We start from the raw sequence: 16,264 nt of genomic DNA on the forward strand, positions 1-16,264 counted from the left end.
CGGCTAAGACGCCGCGCATGTCCTCCGGAGCCTCGTCATGCGCGTAACCACCGAGTTTTGGGTGTCGGCCCTGCTGCGCCGTGTTTTCGGCGCCGGCGGCTTTGCGGCCGTCGTCAAGCGCGGCGCGACCGAGGCCGGCGCTGTCTTCGTGCTCTCCCGCGGCAGGCTGGGCGACGTCTCCCTGTTCGGCCCGGCGCCGCAGACGAGCTACGATTCGGACAAACCGGATGATCGCTTTTTCACGCTGCTCGGCGCCGGCGACGATGCCGCCGCGCTTGACGCCAGGCTTGAGCGGGAGAAAAAATTCGATCCCGACATCTGGGTGGTCGAGATCGAGGCCGGAACGGTTTCCGTCGAGGAGCTTCTCTCCGTCAAGACGCCTTGAGGCTGGCCCGTAGGCTGGCTTTGTCGACGTCCGGCGCTTGGTCGCCATTCGCGGCGACAGGGGTGTTGCCGCGCACCGCTCGCGACAATGTTTCGGCCTTCCAGCCGCGCACCTTGTCGAGCGCCGCCTCGTGATGCAGCAGCCGGTAGCGGTCGAGGAAGATGCGGATCGCCTGCGGGTGCGGAAACTCCCGGGGGTACACCGCGACCACGATCAGGAATGCCCTGTCCTCACTGAGGTCGAGCGCCCGCAGCGCTGCGAGCAGCGAGACATAGCTCGAATGCTTGGTCAGCGACCGCGCCGTCGAGAAGTCGATATCGAGCGCGTCGGCAAGCGCGGTCTGGAAGAAGGCGGCGTTGCCGGTCAGCGCCGTCTCGCGCAGCTTGCTGTAAGTTGCTGAGCCGGCGAAGGGATTGACCGATGTCGCCTCGCCCTCGGCGAGCATCATCGAGCGCAGGCGGCGCCTGGCGGTTTCGGCGGCGCTGCCGGGCAGTTTTGGTGCGCTGGGAGCGGCGGCAGCGGCTTCGGCGTCGGCGCCCGCCACGTCGGCGATCGGCTCGGGCTGCCGCACGCGCACCAGGGTCGGCTTTTCCAGCGCCTTGATCAACTGCGCGATGGTCGGGTTCAAATCCTTGCGGCGGGCAATGGCGCGCGCATGCGGCAGGCCGTGGCGGCCGATCAACGCGATCAGGTCGATGTCGCCCAGCGCCCGCGAACGGACCAGCAAGGGCGCGCAGACATCGATCGGCTCCTCGCAAAGCCGCCGCACCAGGGCGGCCGGCGCATATTCGCATTCGGACAGGGCGGCGGCGACATAGCGGCGCGATTCGACCGGCACGCTGTCGAACAGCGGCAGCGTCAGATCCTCGAGCTGGGCGATCTCGCGGCGCGACGGGCGGGTCAGCGAGCAGAACGCCGACACGGCGGCGCGAAACAGCCTTTCGGCTTTTCCCGATTCCGTCCGTATAGCGATTTGCCTGAAATCCGAAGCTGACACGGAAGATACGCCCGACACTCGACACAACCCGGACCATGCTCAACCGCAACTGTGTCGGTTTCGCGCAAGGCCCGGAACAAACATCAAATTAGCGGCGATCCGTTAGCGCTCCGTTAACCCTCTGCCGGCCTTAATCACATTTGGAGGCGTTGCGTTGTGCTCCGGGGCAACCGAGAGGAATACGCGAACCATGGGCATGGTACTGTCTTTCGTGCCGCGATCGGCACCAGTCAATCGAGCAGTTCAGGACACCGGTACGCCGGCGGCGGTGATCATTTTTCCCGGCGTCCGCTACGAGCATCCGCCATTGGCGGGTCAGGCGCGGCCGGCGGACAAGCCGGGCACACCACGGACGCCTGTTCCGCACCACTGAGTTTGCTGGTCATCGGGCTGAGGTCAGTAGTCCTGCAGTTCGCAGGAGCTCTGGTCCAGGAACTGCGACACAACCGGCTTCCAGCTGTCGTCGGGCACGAAGGCGCGGATCACGAAGATGCCTTCCTCGATCGGCGCCTCGACGAAGATCGCCCCTTGCAGGTCTTCGGGAAGCTCCCTGCGCACGTCGATCATCTGTGCCGGCGTCAGCACCACGGTGTCCAGCTTGCTGTCGGTCGCCGTGCGGTCGTTGAAGGAATAGAAATTGTGGCCGTTGCGGTCATAGACCGACACCGACCAGAACGGCACGCTGCCCGGCGCCTTGATCCGCACCATGCCTTCGGCAAGGTCGAAGCGGCAGGCGGCGGCGTAAAACAGCGGATCGACCGACTTCACCACCGGCGCGCCGCCCGCCTCGGCATCCAGCCTTGTCATCTTGTAGAGGTCGGACGCCATCGCCAGTCGTGACCAGGCATCGCGCTCGGTAAATTCCGGCACCAGCAAAAGCACCACGATGTGGACGATGCCGGCGCCGACCAGGCCGAGCAGGATGGCGTGCAGCAGCCTACGCATTGCAGCCAGCCTTGACGATCCGGGGCAGCGACACGTCGGAAAGGCCGGTGCTTGAGGCAATCGGCGTGTCGTAGAAGGTGAGCACGAAATACATCCGGCCAAAACCTTCGGTCAGAAGCCAGTTGCCGGGGGCCGGACGGTTGCCGACGGCAATGATCACCGAATTGTCGGGCTGACGCAGCACCTGGTAGGATTGCAGCGCCGCCAGCCTTGGCTTGCCGGTGTCGACCACGCCGAGCGATTGATCCGCGGCATAGAGCGTCCAGAACCGGGCAGTGGGGAAACTGCCCTCGATCCTGTAGTCGCATTGCCGCTGAAGCTCATCGCCGGCCGCATCGCGTTCGGCGATGAAGGACAAGCCCTCGGCCTTGCCGAGCGCCAGCACGCCTTCACGCGCCACGCGCGCCTTCGAATAGGGGTCGGCATCTTGCGTGCCGATCTCGGGAAAGGCGGTCCATTCGCCGATGCTGATCGCGCCGACGCCGCTCTGCGCCTGCAGCGCATACCAGACGCTGCCGCCGCCGAGGCCGATGGCTATCGCAAGCGAAAGCAGCGTGAAAAAGGCGGTCTTGAGCATGAAGAACCGGGACGAGTGAATTATCGTTCGGGGATATAGCGGGGCAGGCCGCAGAGCAAGCAGCGCTGTGGAATCAAAGCGCCGACAGGGTCTCCGGTGTCTGCGGCGAGCCGAGCACGGGCGCGGCCTGGAACAGCTTGGTCATCTCGCGCAGCGTCTGTGTCGTGCGGCTGGACAGCACCGCCGGGCGCTCGGCGGCGGCATCCGCTGCTGCCTGATCGGCGTTTTTCTTCTCCGCTTCCTCGGCCTTGGCCGCGATCTCTTCGTCGACGAAGGGTTTGTCTAGGCCGGGGATCGGCTTCAGGTCGATATTCTGGTGCGCATAGACCATCAGCCGCTGCCACACCATCGCCGGCAGCGTGCCGCCGGTCATGTTGCGGGTCGGGGTGAAGTCGTCATTACCGAGCCAGACGGCAGCCGTGTAATTGCCGGTGAAGCCGACGAACCAGGCGTCGCGGTAGGATTGCGTCGTCCCCGTCTTGCCGGCGACGACGATGTTGGGCAACTGCGCGCGCCGCGCGGTGCCGATCGCCGGCACCGCAGCCAGCATGGTGTTCATGTATTTCAGAGCCTGTTCCGACAGAACCCGATGCGGCGCCGGCGCATCCTTGGCAAAGTCGTAGACGACGTCGCCGGTGCGGGTGACGAGTTGGGTGATGCCGTGCCGCGAGCCGGCGAAGCCGTTCTGCGCGAACACACTGTAGCCCGTCGCCTGGTCCATGACCGTCATGCCCGATGTGCCGAGCACCATGGTCTTGTGCGACTCCAGCGGCGATTCCACGCCGAATGATTCGGCCATCGCCTTGATCGGGCCGATGCCGAGATAGTCCTTGGCCAGCCGTACCGGCACCGTGTTGATCGATTTGGCGATCGCCGTGATCAGCGTCACATTGCCGGCCGAGCCGCCATTGTAGTTGTGCGGTGACCAGCCGCCCCAGCTGATCGGCCCGCCTGAGACGACGGAGTCCGGGGTGAACCCGTGCTCCATGGCGGTGGCGTAGACGTAAGGTTTGAACGAGGAGCCGGTCTGGCGCAGCGCCTTGGTGGCGCGGTTGAACTGGCTTGCGCCATAGTCGCGGCCGCCGACAATGGCGCGCACCGCGCCATTGGTCTCGATCACCACAACGGCGCCCTCGGTGACGTTGTATTCCTTGCCGAACTGGCGGAGATGGAATTCGACGGATTCCTCCGCCGCTTTCTGGATGTTGGCGTCGAAAGTGGTGTGGGCGACCAGCGAATGCTGGCCGGGCTTGGCGATCTTCTTGACCTCATCGAAGGCCCAGTCGAGGTAATAGTCCGGGCTCTTCTGCTCGCCGCGGTCGACGATCTCGGCTGGATGCAGCCTTGCCTGCAGCACCTGGCCTTCGGTCATGAAACCGGAATCGACGAGGTTCGACAGCACCACATTGGCGCGAGCACGGGCGGCGGGCAGGTTGATGTGCGGGGCGTATTTGGTCGGCGCCTTGAACAGGCCGGCCAGCATCGCCGCCTCGGCGAGGTTCAGATCCTTGACGCTCTTGCCGAAATAGAAATCCGCCGCCGCCTCGATGCCGAACGTGCCGCCGCCCATATAGGCGCGGTCGAGATAGAGCTGCAGGATCTCCTTCTTCGACAGATTGGCCTCCAGCCACAGCGACAGGAAGGCTTCCTTGATCTTGCGCTGGAAGGTACGCTCATTCGACAGGAACAGGTTCTTGGCCAGCTGCTGGGTGATGCTGGAGCCGCCCTGGACGACGGAATTAGCCCGCACATTCTCGAAGATGGCGCGCGACAGGCCGAGCACGTCGATGCCGTAGTGCTCGAAGAAGCGCCGGTCCTCGGTCGCCAGCACTGCTTTGATGACATGGTCCGGCATCTCGTCGACAGGCACGGAATCGCGCTGGATGATGCCGCGCTGGCCAATCTCGTTGCCGTAGCGGTCGAGGAAGGTGACGGCGAAATCGCCCTGACTGCGCCAGTCGCCGGTGGTGATCTGGAAGGCCGGCATCGCGAGTGCGAGCAGCACGACGACGCCGCCGGCGCCCATCGTAAAACCTTCGCTCAGCACCTCGATGATGCCGCGTCGCCAGCCGGTGACTCGGAAGCGCCGCGAAAAAATGGTCGCCGATTCCCAGAACTGGCCGGCCTTGAAGCCGATTTCGTAGAGCGAGGAATCGATCCACGCGTCCACCGCCAGCAGTGCGGCGGCGATCGGACCTCTTTGTCTTGGACGTCGTTCTAAAGGACTGGCCATTCCCGAAACTCACCCAACCCACCTGAGAACCGCAAGCGGGCAATTTCAGGGCGGGCATACCCGGCGAAGACTATTCTTCCATTTCAGCCCGGCTCACAAGGGCAGCCAGGCCACACCGCACGGTTTGTTGAGCGCCGCCCGCATCGTGACGCTGGAGTTCTGCTCCGTCGATGCCGACGCCAGTGGCTTCGAGCCAGTCTGGCACAAGGGCCGGCGGGTCGGATTCGTCACCTCAGGCGGCTATGGCTACACAATAGGCAAAAGCGTCGCGCTGGCGTTGCTGGACGACGAATTCGCCGGGGAGGGGACCGCGCTTTGGGTGCACATTGTCGGCGGCGTCGAGCGGCCGGCGCGAATTATTCCGGCTCGCCATACGGCCCGAGGGCAAGGCGATGCGGCAATGAGGAGTTTTGGCCATGGTCGATGACATCATAAGGGAGACCAGGCGCGAGCGCCGGCGCGGGCACACCGGCGAGGCCGGCAGCGGGTCAAGCCGCCACCCGAACTATCGCTCGCTCAAAAACCCGTTCCTGCCGCAGCCGGTGTTTTCGGACGACCAAGTCGCGGCCATCCACGGCACGGCGTTGCGCGTGCTGGAAGAGCTCGGCATCAAGGTGCTGCCGGCGGAGGCACGGGCGATCTACGCCAAAGCCGGTGCGCTGGTCGATGAGGACAGCCAGATGGTGCGCATCGGCCGCGATATCGTCACCGCCGCACTGGCCTCGGCGCCAAAATCCATCCGGGCGCTGGCGGGCGACCGTAGCCGCGATCTCATGCTGGAGCTCGGCTCGATGACGTTCCTCGCCGGAGCCGGGGCGCCCAACGTCACCGATCTCGAACGCGGACGGCGTCCGGGCACGCTCGCCGCTTTCGAAGAACTGACCAAGCTTGTTCAGAATTTCGACGTGCTGCATATGCTCGGCCCCTGGATCGAGCCTCAGGATGTCGACAACCGTTTGCGCCACTATGCCGTCAACCGTGCGCAGCTGACCCTGTCGGACAAGTTTCCCTTCGTCTTCGCCCGTGGCACGCCGCAGGTCGAGGACGGGTTCGAGATGATCCGGTTGGCGCGCGGCCTCTCGCAGGACGAGTTCCTTGCCGGCGTCCATTGCTATACCGTCATTAACACCAATTCGCCGCGCCAGCTCGATATCCCGATGGCGCAGGGCATCATCGACTTCGCCAAGGCCGGCCAGGTGTCCATCATCACGCCCTTCTGCCTGGCCGGCGCCATGGCGCCGATCACCGTCGCCGGCGCATTGACGCTGCAGCATGCCGAGGCGCTGGCTGGTCTCGCGCTGGCGCAGATGGTGCGGCCGGGCGCACCGGTGGTTTACGGATCCTTCTCCTCCAATGTGGACATGAAGTCCGGCGCACCGGCCTTCGGCACGCCCGAGCACGTCAAGGCGACGCTGGGCGCCGGCCAGCTGGCGCGCTTCACCGGCCTGCCTTGGCGGTCCGGCGGCGGCAGTGCGGCCAACATTTCCGATGTGCAGGCGGCGCACGAGACGCAGTTCGCGCTGTGGGGCTCGGTGCTTGCCGGCGCCACCGTCTGCATCCATGCCGCGGGCTGGCTAGAGGGTGGCCTCAGCGTCTCCTACGAGAAGCTGATCACCGATATCGAGGCATTGCAGACGGTTGCCGAACTCTGCGCTACGACCCCCGGCGACAAGGATTCGATCGGCTTCGAGGCGATCGCCGAAGTCCAGCCGGGCGGGCATTTCTTCTCCGCCGGCCACACCATGACGCGCTACCGCACCGCCTTCTACGAGCCGCTGGTCGCCGACTGGTCGAATTTCGGCAGCTGGACGCAGTCCGGTTCGAAGTCGGCCACCGAGCGCGCCACCGGCATCTGGAAGCGGACGCTGGCCGACTTCCAGCCGCCGGCGTCGGCCGTTGCCACATCCGATGTGCTCGACGAGTTCATTGCCCGCCGCACCGAAGAGGGCGGAGCGTTGCCGGTGTCGTGAGGTTGGCAGCCGTCACATCGGCCGCTTGTCGCCGGTCTTCGACGGCTCGCGGCGAATCGGCCCGGCATCGGCCTGCCTGTGCTTGTCGGCGGCAATCCGGCGGATGCGATCGAAGCGGCTCTCCTCCGCCGGCTTGGTCGCGGATACAGCGTTTGCCTTCGGGGCAAATGTGATCATCTGTCGATCTCCCTGTCGTTGCTGACTGGTCTTGACTGACTGACGGAAATTCCTGGCTCGCCGGGGAAATGTCCCCGGCAGCCTGTTCTGATTTATGCCCGCCCAGATTCCCAGGCGGGCAATTTTCGGGCGATGGTCAGTAGCCGCCCATGCCGCCACCGCCGCCCGCAGGCGCCGCATCCTTGGCCGGAACGTCGGTGATCATCGCTTCGGCGGTGATCAGAAGCGCTGCAATCGAGCCGGCATCCTGCAGTGCGGTGCGCACCACTTTCGCCGGATCGACGATGCCCGCCTTGATCATGTCGACATAGACCTCGTTCTGGGCATCAAAGCCCTGATTGTGGTCCTTGCTGTCGGACAGCCTGCCGACGACGATCGAGCCTTCGACACCGGAATTCTCGGCGATCTGGCGGATCGGCGCTTCGAGTGCCCTGAGCACGATCGAAATGCCTGCCGTCACATCGTCATTGGCGCCAGTCAGCCCGGCCAGCGCCGATCTGGCGCGCAGAAGCGCCACGCCACCGCCGGGCACGATGCCTTCTTCCACCGCCGCGCGCGTCGCATTCAGCGCGTCGTCGATGCGGTCCTTCTTTTCCTTCACTTCAGACTCGGTGACGCCGCCGACGCGGATCACGGCGACGCCGCCGGCGAGCTTGGCCAGCCGCTCCTGCAGCTTCTCCTTATCGTAATCGGACGTGGTCTCCTCGATCTGGCCCTTGATCTGCGCGATGCGCGCCTGGATGGTCGCCTTGGTGCCGGCGCCGTCGATGATCGTGGTGGTGTCCTTCTCGATCAGTACGCGCTTGGCGCGGCCAAGCATCTCGATGGTGACGTTTTCGAGCTTGATGCCGAGATCCTCGGAAATCATCTGGCCCGATGTCAGCACGGCGATGTCTTCCAGCATCGCCTTGCGGCGATCGCCGAAGCCCGGCGCCTTGACGGCCGCGACCTTGAGGCCGCCGCGCAGCTTGTTGACGACCAGCGTCGCCAGCGCTTCGCCTTCGACGTCTTCCGAGATGATCAGCAGCGGCCTGCCGCTCTGCACCACTGCTTCGAGGATCGGCAGCATCGCCTGCAGATTGCCGAGCTTCTTCTCGTGGATGAGCACGTAAGGCTCTTCCAGTTCGACGCGCATCTTGTCGGCATTAGTGACGAAATAGGGTGAGAGATAGCCGCGGTCGAACTGCATGCCTTCGACGACGTCGAGTTCGGTGTCGGCGGTCTTGGCCTCCTCGACGGTGATGACGCCGTCATTGCCGACCTTGTCCATCGCCTTGGCGATCATGGCGCCGACGCTGGCATCGCCATTGGCGGCGATGGTGCCGACCTGCGCGATCTCGGCCGACGACTTGACCTTCTTGGCCTTCGCCTTGATGTCCTTGACCACGGCGGCGACAGCCTGGTCGATGCCACGCTTGAGGTCCATGGGGTTCATGCCCGCGGCAACCAGCTTGGCGCCTTCGCGCAGGATCGATGCGGCCAGCACCGTGGCGGTGGTGGTGCCGTCACCGGCGAGGTCGTTGGTCTTCGAAGCCACTTCGCGCACCATCTGCGCGCCCATGTTCTCGAACTTGTCGGCAAGCTCGATTTCCTTGGCCACCGTCACACCGTCCTTGGTGATGCGCGGCGCGCCATAGGCCTTGTCGATGATGACGTTGCGACCCTTAGGGCCGAGCGTGACCTTCACCGCATTGGTGAGGATCTCGACGCCGCGCAACATGCGGTCGCGCGCGTCGGTGGCGAATTTGATTTCCTTGGCAGACATTTTTTTCAATCCCGTTGGTGTGGTGAAGCAAGCGGCTCGCCGGAGCCTGGCAAAGCCAGGCCGGTCAAGCGGCCTTCTTGGCTTTGACGCTCTTCTCGGTGACGACCGTCCCGCTCTTTCCGGTAGCGGCCGTCTCGCTCTTGTCGATCACGCCCATAATGTCGGCTTCCTTCATGATCAGCAGGTCCTCGCCGTCGATCTTGACCTCGGTGCCCGACCATTTGCCGAACAGGATGAAGTCGCCGGCCTTGACGTCGAGCGGAACAAGCGCGCCGTTTTCGTCGCGTGCGCCCGGCCCAACGGCGATGACTTCGCCTTCCTGCGGCTTTTCCTTGGCATTGTCGGGAATGATGATGCCGCCCTTGGATTTGATATCGCCTTCGGCGCGCCGGATGACGACGCGGTCGTGGAGTGGCCGAAACTTCATGAGAACTTCTTTCTGGGGCCGGCATAGGCGACCGCGCCGTTCTTATAGGCGTGTTGGCACTCGATAGATAGGAGTGCCAAAAATTATTCGTGGCCAAAATTAAATATTAAAAAGTATTATGATGTCTGCAGGGTTCGAAACGTCGCGAGGCGCCTAGATATTTCAAAAAATTGAATTTCGAGGCAAAAGTGACTATTTATATCGTAAGTTCGATTCACGATTTCAGGCACGAAGGAGATTTAGGCGATGGCCGAAGGCAATCAGAGCATCATGGAAAAAGCTGAAGCCCGCTTCATGGACAAGCAGAAGAAGACGGCCGAGCGCAACAAGGCAACCTCCGACTACATGTCCGAAGCGAGGGCCAGGGAGATCAAGACAGCAAGGCTCAGGGAATTGCGCCTGGCCAAGGAAGAGGCCGACCGCGTCGCGGAAGCCTTGAACCCGACACCGAAGAAGAAGCGGGCGACAGTCAAGAAAGCCGCCGCCGCGCCGAAGGGGGGCACGTCATGAGCCTGACATTCCCCAATCCAAGTCGCTTCTATGACGAGGCCGGCAAGCGCATCCGCTTTGTCGGCCACGACGGCATGTTCCAGATTTCCTTCTCTGTCGCAGCCGATGCCCTCTCGAAGGCGCCATCAGGGACGGCGACCGCGGAAGCCACCTATCTGGCGGCTTTCGACACCGCGTCCAGCTCCATCCATGACATTGCCAGCAAGGCCTACGCCCGCACCCGCAAGAGCATATATGTGCTCACAGCCGCGGATTTCGGTTAGCGCGCGTTCGTCTTGCAATCAGAGCGGCTGAGATCAGCGTGCGTCAGGACTTGCGGTCGGCTTTTGCCCGCCGCTTGACGTCCCGGCTGTTCAGGCAGTCGGCCATCGCTTCCGCATCGCGCAAATTCATGGCCACCATTACCTGTTGCTTAAGCTCGACAGGCTGGCCGGTGAAGATGTCGAAGATATTCCAGCTCTCGGGCTCGTCCATGCGCAACGCGTAGCGGTTTGCCATATCGGCATCAGGCCCTTGACATGAAAAATGCCGCCGCCAGGATCAGGATTGTCCAGGCCACCACCGACAGCTTCAAGGCCAGGCCGCCATGCATTGAAAGTATCTCGCGCATGCGCAGGGCCACGGTCCTCTTCGACAGGGCGGGTGCTGCCGCAATCGCGACCGGGGGCTTGACGCCAAGCTTTCCAAAGGCCGGCAGCAGCGGTGGCGTTCGCATGAAATGACCTCGAATTGCCGGAGAAAACAGGGCTCCTCATAACACCCTTCTTGAAACTCCCCGCATGCCAAATAGAACCCGGTCCGTGAAAGGGCCATGCCGCCCGATTCGCCGCCTTCCATCAGGCGGATCGTCATCTGGCGCAATCCGTGCAACGCGGTTAGGTTGCGCGCGAAACTGAGGTTGTTCAAAGCGTGACAGGCGAACGGAGACGACGATGACGGCGCCCGGCGATTTGCTGCAAGCCTTGTTCATGAGATTGAAGTGCGATGCCTCGCTGACGGCGCTGCTCGGCGGCGCCGGGTTGCGCGAGCAGGCGGCCGACAGTGCCGCCTTCCCTTATGTGACCTATGGCAGGACCAGCGCATTCGATCTGGACACCGGCGCCGACAATGATGACGACCAGCTCATCACGCTGCATGTCTGGTCGAAGGCGCAAGGCGAGGCCGAGACGCGTCTGATCATGGACAGCATCCGGGCGCGCCTTGACGGCGCCGCTTTCGCCACCGGCTCGCGCGACCAGACCCGCCTGTCCCTGGAGTTCGCCGAGGCCCGCTACGACGAGGACCTGGCGCTCTACCACGGGGTGCTGCGGATACGCGCTCTCACCGAGCAAAGTGATTGAAGCAACCTAGATTTGCGCCTGGATCTCGGCCTTGTCGATGACTGACCACACCTCGAGGATGCGACCCTCTCCGAATTCGTAGAAAACATTCTCAGCGAACGACACGCGCTTGCCGTTCACCGGCAGGCCGAACAGCACGCCCTTGGGATGACAGTCGAAATGCAGGCGCGCCGCCACGCGCGGCGGCTGGCAGACCAGCAGTTCGATGTTGAAGCGGAGGTCGGGAATCGCCTCGAAATCGCCTTCGAGCATACGGCGATAACCCGACAGGCCGAGCATTTCGCCATTGTGCTGCACCTCGTCGCCGACAAAGTCTCCAAGTTTCGCCCAGTCCTGGTCATTCAGGCAAGCGATATAGCCCCGGTAAAGGTCGGCAAGGTCTTTATCCGTCATGGCGCACTCCGATGATTTGGCGTTTCCCGCGCTATTTAGGGCGGCCCTTCAGAATGGTCTCGCCTTGACCTGTTCCCAATCTGGCTGCGAATTGAGAACCTGCGCGCAAAAACCATAGCCGCGCAGCCGGTTTTCCGGTTATGAATCCATTGCCCGGTCGAGGGACTGGGCGGTAGGATCGCATTCATTCGTTGCGCGCGATGGGGTTTTGCGGGGATGGATTTTCACCCGTTCACCGTTCACTTCACGTTCAGCACAGTTGCGTTACAACGCCGACCATGAAAACGCTTCGCTCTCATGTCAGAACCGCGATACTGGCGCTCACGGCGGCCGGCCTGTTGGCGTCGCAAGCGACGCCGGCAGCCGCGGCGGATTGCTACGCGATCGGCCAGCAGGTTGCCGAGCAGAATGGCGGCACGCTGGCCAAGGCTTCGCAGACGACGCGTGGCGGCCAGGAGGTCTGCGTCATCGTCGTGCTTGTGCCGGGCAAGGACGGCCAGCGTCCGCGCCGCTCCGAGATCGTCGTCCCGGCGAACTGATCCAATCTTCCCCCTTGCAGGGTCGTTTCCCAGACCACCGGAATCGGCCTATAGCTGACCCATCAACAGGCCTGACCGATCATGCGCGTACTCGTCGTCGAAGATGACAAGGATCTCAACCGGCAACTGGCCGACGCGCTGGTCGATGCCGGCTATGTCGTCGACCGCTCCTATGACGGCGAGGAGGGGCATTTCCTCGGCGACACAGAGCCCTACGATGCCGTCGTGCTCGACATAGGCCTGCCGCAGATGGACGGCATCAGCGTCGTCGAGCGCTGGCGCCGCAACGGCCGCAAGATGCCGGTGCTGATCCTGACAGCGCGCGACCGCTGGAGCGACAAGGTGTCGGGCATCGATGCCGGCGCCGACGACTATGTCACCAAGCCGTTCCACATCGAGGAGGTGCTGGCCAGGGTGAGGGCGCTGATCCGCCGCGCCGCCGGCCATGCCTCGTCCGAGCTCACTTGCGGGCCGCTGCGCCTCGACACCAAGGCCTCCAAGGCCGATGTCGCCGGCGTGCCGCTGAAGCTGACCTCGCATGAGTTCCGCCTGCTGGCGTATCTGATGCACCATATGGGCGAGGTGGTGTCGCGCACCGAGCTGGTCGAGCATCTCTACGACCAGGATTTCGACCGCGATTCCAACACCATCGAGGTCTTTGTCGGCCGGCTGCGCAAGAAGATGGGCATCGAAATGATCGAAACCGTGCGCGGCATGGGCTATCGCATGCGTGAGCCGGAGGCGTAAGGCGGAACCGCTCCCCATACCAGCAAGGAAGCCTTTTTCGGCGCGGCTCTGGCCGCGCTCGCTGGCCTTCCGCGTCATCGGCTTTTCCACGATCTGGGCGATCCTCACCCTCATCGTTATCTTCACCCTGATTACCACGCTCTACCGCCAGGCCAGCGAACGCGGCTTCGACAGCCTGCTGTCGGCGCATCTGTTCAATTTGATCGGCTCGGTCGGCGTTTCCGAAACCGGCCAGCTCACCGGCGCTCCCGACCTTGGCGACCTGCGCTTCTCGGAGCCGAATTCGGGCTGGTACTGGTCGGTGGAGCCGGCTTCCGAAGGCGTGCACGGCAACCTTCATTCGTCCTCGATGACCACGACGATCCCGTCGCCGACCGTTGCCGAGGTGCCTTTCAATTCCAGTTTCCAGCGCAGCTATTCCACCGACGGCATCGGTGACGAGGAACTGCAAGTGTTCGAAAGCGAATTCGTCCTCGATGCCAAGAACCGCGCCGCGCGCTTCCGCGTGATGGGCAACAAGACCGAGCTCGAGCACGAGATCGCCACCTTCCAGGGCCGCCTGTTGACCTATCTCAGCCTGTTCGGCGTCGGCATGATCGCCATCAATGCGATCGCCATCCTGCTCGGCCTGCAGCCCTTGCGCCGGGTTCGCAACGCGCTTGCCCAGGTGCGCGAAGGCACGGCGCAACGGCTCGACGGCCGGTTTCCCGCCGAGATCGAGCCGCTCGCCAACGAGACCAATGCGCTGATCGAAAACAACAAGCGCATCGTCGAGCGCTCGCGCACGCAGGTCGGCAACCTCGCCCATTCGCTGAAGACGCCGCTCGCAGTTTTGATCAACGAGGGCCGGGCGCTCGGCGGCGCCAAGGGCCAGCTCATCGCCGACCAGGCCGCCTCGATGCAGAAGCAGGTCGACCATTATCTGCAGCGGGCTCGGGTCGCCGCGCAGCGCGACAGCGTCGTCTACCGCACGCCGGTGACCCCGCTGGTGCAGCGCATGGTGCGCGTGCTGCAAAAACTCAAGCCTGATGTCAGCCTGTCGCTTACGCTGCCGGCGGCCGACATCGTCTTTGCTGGCGAGCGCGAGGATTTGGAGGAACTGCTCGGCAACCTTCTCGACAATGCGATGAAATGGGCGAAGAGCACTGTTGCCGTATCCGTCACGCCGGCCGCAGCCGGCCTGTTCGAGCTATCGATCGAGGATGACGGTCCCGGCATCCCCGAGGACAAGGCCCGCGATGTCTTGAAACGCGGCCGGCGCCTCGACGAGACAAAGCCGGGAACCGGGCTCGGACTTGCCATCGTTGCCGACCTCGTCAACGAGTATGGCGGGGCGCTGGCGTTGGAACGCTCCACGATGGGCGGGCTGAAGGCGGTTGTGCGCTTGCGGAGCTTGCAATGATGTACTGCCCAGGGCCAATCGACACGGCCGAATGCCTGTGTTATGGCGGCCCCTCGATTGCACAAAGGCCGTTAAAAACGGCCAAATTTCCGACAAATGTCAATAGTATGACGTCCTGACGCCCCCGATGACGCGGCCCCCAGCGCATCCCGTTCAAGAAAACCGGTTGTTGGCATGAAGATTCGCGTTGCGCTCGTTTCCGCACTGCTCGCTCTTTCCGGCTGCGGAACGCTGGGCAAGGGCAGTGGCCCGGATATCTCCATCACCACCCCCCCGCGTCGCCTCCTTCAGGGGCCAAAGTCGCGACGACGATCATCTCGGCCATGGCCGGCGGGCTCGTCGGCGGATCGATCGGCAGCGGCCTGAACAGCACCGAGAAGCGCAAGGCGCTCGAGGCGGAATACAAGGCGCTCGAATATACGGCGAGCGGCCAGAAGGTGACGTGGAAGAGCGACAGTTCGGCTCATTCCGGCGAAGTCGTCGCGGCCCAGCCCTACCGCGTCGGCTCGCAGGATTGCCGCCAGTACACCCATACGGTGTTTACCGGCACGGCCGGCCAGACCGCGCGGGGCACCGCATGCCGCAACGCCGACGGCAGCTGGACGCCGCTGACCTGAACATTGGGCCGGGGTCGGAATCCCGTCAAAGCGTCGCAGCACCCTCATGTTGTGAGAGCAGGGCTCTCGCTCTATTGGAAGAACCATGCTGTTCTGGGTCATAGCCGCAATCCTCACGCTAGGCGCAAGCCTGACGGTGCTGCTGCCGCTGACCAGTGGCGGCAAGGACGCTCCGACCAGCAGCGACCACGACCTCGAAGTCTATCGCGACCAACTGGCCGAGCTTGAGCGTGACGCCGCGCGCGGGCTGATCCAGCCGGCGGAAGCCGAGGAGGCGCGCGCCGAAATCGCCCGCCGCATCCTTCGCCTGGGAGATGTTGGTCAAGCCAATGTCGGTCAAGCCGATGCGCCTGGCACGCGGCAGCCGTCAAAGGCGGCAAGGCTGGTGGCAACGGCTGCGGTACTGGCGGTCCCTCTGCTCAGCTGGGGCCTTTACAGCCAGCTCGGCTCGCCGGATCTGCCGTCGCAGCCGCTTGCCGAACGGCTGGCCAAGAATCCGGCCGATAGTTCGGTCGACGAGTTGGTGACGCGCGCCGAGGCCCATCTTGCCGCCAACCCTGGCGACGGACGCGGCTGGGACGTGCTCGCCCCGATCTATCTGCGCCTGCAGCGCTTTCCCGATGCCGTGACCGCCTATCGCAATGCCATCCGCCTCGATGGCGACACGGCCGCCCGCGAGGCCGGCCTCGGCGAAGCGATTGCCAATGCGGCCGGCGGCATCGTTTCGGCCGATGCGCAATCCGCTTTCGAACAGGCGCTAAAACTCGACCCGGGAAACGCGAAAGCCTCGTTCTATTTGGCGATGGCGCTGGCCCAGGAAGGCCGCATACCCGAGGCAACCACGGCTTGGCAGAAAATGCTCGATTTCCTGCCGCAGGATTCGCCATGGCGCGGAGCTGTCCAACAGGCACTGGCCGAGGCCGCCAACCGCAGCGTCGCGTCAGGAGAGCCCGCCAAAGGCCCCGATGCCGCAGCCGTCGATGCCTCGTCGATGGCGCCGCAGGACAGGCAGGCCATGATCGAAACCATGGTCGCCGGCCTCGACGAAAAACTGCGGCAAAATCCGCGCGACGCGGAAGGATGGATGCGGCTCATTCGTTCCTATGTTGTGCTGGGCAAGGCTGACCAGGCGCGCGACGCGCTGCATCGCGGTATCGCCGTGTTTGGCGCCGACAGTGAGGAAGCGAAGAAATTCACCGCCTTTGCCGCCTCGCTCGGCCTGACGGCGACGGAGTAGGAC

General features: G+C 63.9%; 20 protein-coding genes and 1 pseudogene. 11 read left to right on the top strand and 10 right to left on the bottom strand.

Annotated features, from left to right (window positions below):
* The first annotated feature begins 37 nt into the window (after window positions 1-37).
* Window positions 38-385 (top strand): DUF1491 family protein, encoded by a 348-nt coding sequence (locus NLY37_RS02345; protein ID WP_023698568.1) that lies wholly within the window; start codon window positions 38-40, stop codon window positions 383-385.
* Here NLY37_RS02345 and NLY37_RS02350 read toward each other — a convergent pair.
* The 4 genes from NLY37_RS02350 to NLY37_RS02365 form a co-directional block, all read right to left on the bottom strand.
* Window positions 372-1,382, bottom strand: a complete 1,011-nt coding sequence (locus NLY37_RS02350) for a DUF2336 domain-containing protein (protein WP_023742663.1) — start codon at window positions 1,380-1,382, stop codon at window positions 372-374. The genes NLY37_RS02345 and NLY37_RS02350 overlap by 14 nt on opposite strands.
* Before the next feature lie 396 nt (window positions 1,383-1,778).
* On the bottom strand, window positions 1,779-2,327 hold the full coding sequence (locus NLY37_RS02355; RefSeq protein ID WP_023742662.1) for a DUF1254 domain-containing protein: 549 nt from the start codon (window positions 2,325-2,327) through the stop codon (window positions 1,779-1,781).
* Complete coding sequence (locus tag NLY37_RS02360) at window positions 2,320-2,904, bottom strand: DUF1214 domain-containing protein (protein WP_023738546.1); 585 nt, start codon at window positions 2,902-2,904, stop codon at window positions 2,320-2,322. Before NLY37_RS02360 ends, NLY37_RS02355 begins: the two co-directional genes overlap by 8 nt.
* Before the next feature lie 73 nt (window positions 2,905-2,977).
* Window positions 2,978-5,137 (bottom strand): transglycosylase domain-containing protein, encoded by a 2,160-nt coding sequence (locus NLY37_RS02365; RefSeq protein ID WP_023742661.1) that lies wholly within the window; start codon window positions 5,135-5,137, stop codon window positions 2,978-2,980.
* Window positions 5,138-5,264: 127 nt separating this feature from the next.
* On the opposite strand from NLY37_RS02365, the gene NLY37_RS02370 reads away from it, so the two are divergent.
* Both NLY37_RS02370 and NLY37_RS02375 read left to right on the top strand, forming a co-directional pair.
* Window positions 5,265-5,564: a glycine cleavage T C-terminal barrel domain-containing protein gene (locus NLY37_RS02370; protein WP_023742660.1), complete on the top strand. Its 300-nt coding sequence runs from the start codon at window positions 5,265-5,267 to the stop codon at window positions 5,562-5,564.
* Window positions 5,554-7,107 (top strand): trimethylamine methyltransferase family protein, encoded by a 1,554-nt coding sequence (locus tag NLY37_RS02375; protein WP_023742659.1) that lies wholly within the window; start codon window positions 5,554-5,556, stop codon window positions 7,105-7,107. The genes NLY37_RS02370 and NLY37_RS02375 overlap by 11 nt, the downstream gene beginning before the upstream one ends.
* Window positions 7,108-7,119: 12 nt before the next feature.
* Here NLY37_RS02375 and NLY37_RS02380 read toward each other — a convergent pair whose 3' ends face one another.
* The 3 genes from NLY37_RS02380 to NLY37_RS02390 form a co-directional block, all read right to left on the bottom strand.
* On the bottom strand, window positions 7,120-7,284 hold the full coding sequence (locus tag NLY37_RS02380) for a hypothetical protein (protein WP_023742658.1): 165 nt from the start codon (window positions 7,282-7,284) through the stop codon (window positions 7,120-7,122).
* Window positions 7,285-7,420: 136 nt separating this feature from the next.
* Complete coding sequence (groL, locus tag NLY37_RS02385) at window positions 7,421-9,049, bottom strand: chaperonin GroEL (RefSeq protein WP_023684537.1); 1,629 nt, start codon at window positions 9,047-9,049, stop codon at window positions 7,421-7,423.
* A 64-nt stretch (window positions 9,050-9,113) separates the two neighbouring features.
* Window positions 9,114-9,476 carry a co-chaperone GroES gene (locus NLY37_RS02390; protein ID WP_023742657.1) on the bottom strand — a complete coding sequence of 121 codons (363 nt, stop codon included), beginning with the start codon at window positions 9,474-9,476 and terminating at the stop codon, window positions 9,114-9,116.
* 246 nt (window positions 9,477-9,722) lie between these two features.
* On the opposite strand from NLY37_RS02390, the gene NLY37_RS02395 reads away from it, so the two are divergent.
* Both NLY37_RS02395 and NLY37_RS02400 read left to right on the top strand, forming a co-directional pair.
* Window positions 9,723-9,986 (top strand): hypothetical protein, encoded by a 264-nt coding sequence (locus NLY37_RS02395; RefSeq protein WP_023670169.1) that lies wholly within the window; start codon window positions 9,723-9,725, stop codon window positions 9,984-9,986.
* Entirely contained in the window at window positions 9,983-10,249 is a 267-nt protein-coding gene (locus NLY37_RS02400) for a DUF1488 family protein (protein ID WP_023670170.1), read from the top strand. The genes NLY37_RS02395 and NLY37_RS02400 overlap by 4 nt, the downstream gene beginning before the upstream one ends.
* Window positions 10,250-10,292: 43 nt before the next feature.
* Here NLY37_RS02400 and NLY37_RS02405 read toward each other — a convergent pair whose 3' ends face one another.
* Window positions 10,293-10,484, bottom strand: a complete 192-nt coding sequence (locus tag NLY37_RS02405) for a hypothetical protein (RefSeq protein ID WP_023742656.1) — start codon at window positions 10,482-10,484, stop codon at window positions 10,293-10,295.
* A 7-nt stretch (window positions 10,485-10,491) separates the two neighbouring features.
* Complete coding sequence (locus NLY37_RS02410; RefSeq protein ID WP_023670172.1) at window positions 10,492-10,701, bottom strand: hypothetical protein; 210 nt, start codon at window positions 10,699-10,701, stop codon at window positions 10,492-10,494.
* A gap of 217 nt (window positions 10,702-10,918) precedes the next feature.
* Here NLY37_RS02410 and NLY37_RS02415 point away from each other — a divergent pair, with 217 nt between their 5' ends.
* Window positions 10,919-11,326, top strand: coding sequence for a DUF3168 domain-containing protein (locus NLY37_RS02415; protein WP_023742655.1), 408 nt, complete (start codon window positions 10,919-10,921; stop codon window positions 11,324-11,326).
* 6 nt (window positions 11,327-11,332) lie between these two features.
* Here the strand turns inward: NLY37_RS02415 and NLY37_RS02420 are convergent, their stop codons facing one another.
* Window positions 11,333-11,719, bottom strand: coding sequence for an ester cyclase (locus NLY37_RS02420; RefSeq protein ID WP_023742654.1), 387 nt, complete (start codon window positions 11,717-11,719; stop codon window positions 11,333-11,335).
* Window positions 11,720-11,997: 278 nt separating this feature from the next.
* On the opposite strand from NLY37_RS02420, the gene NLY37_RS02425 reads away from it, so the two are divergent.
* From NLY37_RS02425 to ccmI, 5 genes and pseudogenes are all read left to right on the top strand, one after another.
* Window positions 11,998-12,258: a hypothetical protein gene (locus NLY37_RS02425; RefSeq protein WP_023670174.1), complete on the top strand. Its 261-nt coding sequence runs from the start codon at window positions 11,998-12,000 to the stop codon at window positions 12,256-12,258.
* Window positions 12,259-12,339: 81 nt separating this feature from the next.
* Entirely contained in the window at window positions 12,340-13,005 is a 666-nt protein-coding gene (locus NLY37_RS02430) for a response regulator transcription factor (RefSeq protein ID WP_023742653.1), read from the top strand.
* Window positions 12,989-14,407: an ATP-binding protein gene (locus tag NLY37_RS02435; RefSeq protein WP_023670176.1), complete on the top strand. Its 1,419-nt coding sequence runs from the start codon at window positions 12,989-12,991 to the stop codon at window positions 14,405-14,407. Before NLY37_RS02430 ends, NLY37_RS02435 begins: the two co-directional genes overlap by 17 nt.
* Before the next feature lie 174 nt (window positions 14,408-14,581).
* Window positions 14,582-15,024 (top strand): annotated as a pseudogene (locus tag NLY37_RS02440) (RT0821/Lpp0805 family surface protein).
* Window positions 15,025-15,109: 85 nt separating this feature from the next.
* Window positions 15,110-16,261 carry a c-type cytochrome biogenesis protein CcmI gene (gene ccmI, locus NLY37_RS02445; protein ID WP_023742651.1) on the top strand — a complete coding sequence of 384 codons (1,152 nt, stop codon included), beginning with the start codon at window positions 15,110-15,112 and terminating at the stop codon, window positions 16,259-16,261.
* Window positions 16,262-16,264 lie beyond the last annotated feature (3 nt).

Origin of the sequence: Mesorhizobium sp. C395A, from assembly GCF_030323205.1 — a bacterium.
GTDB lineage: Bacteria > Pseudomonadota > Alphaproteobacteria > Rhizobiales > Rhizobiaceae > Mesorhizobium.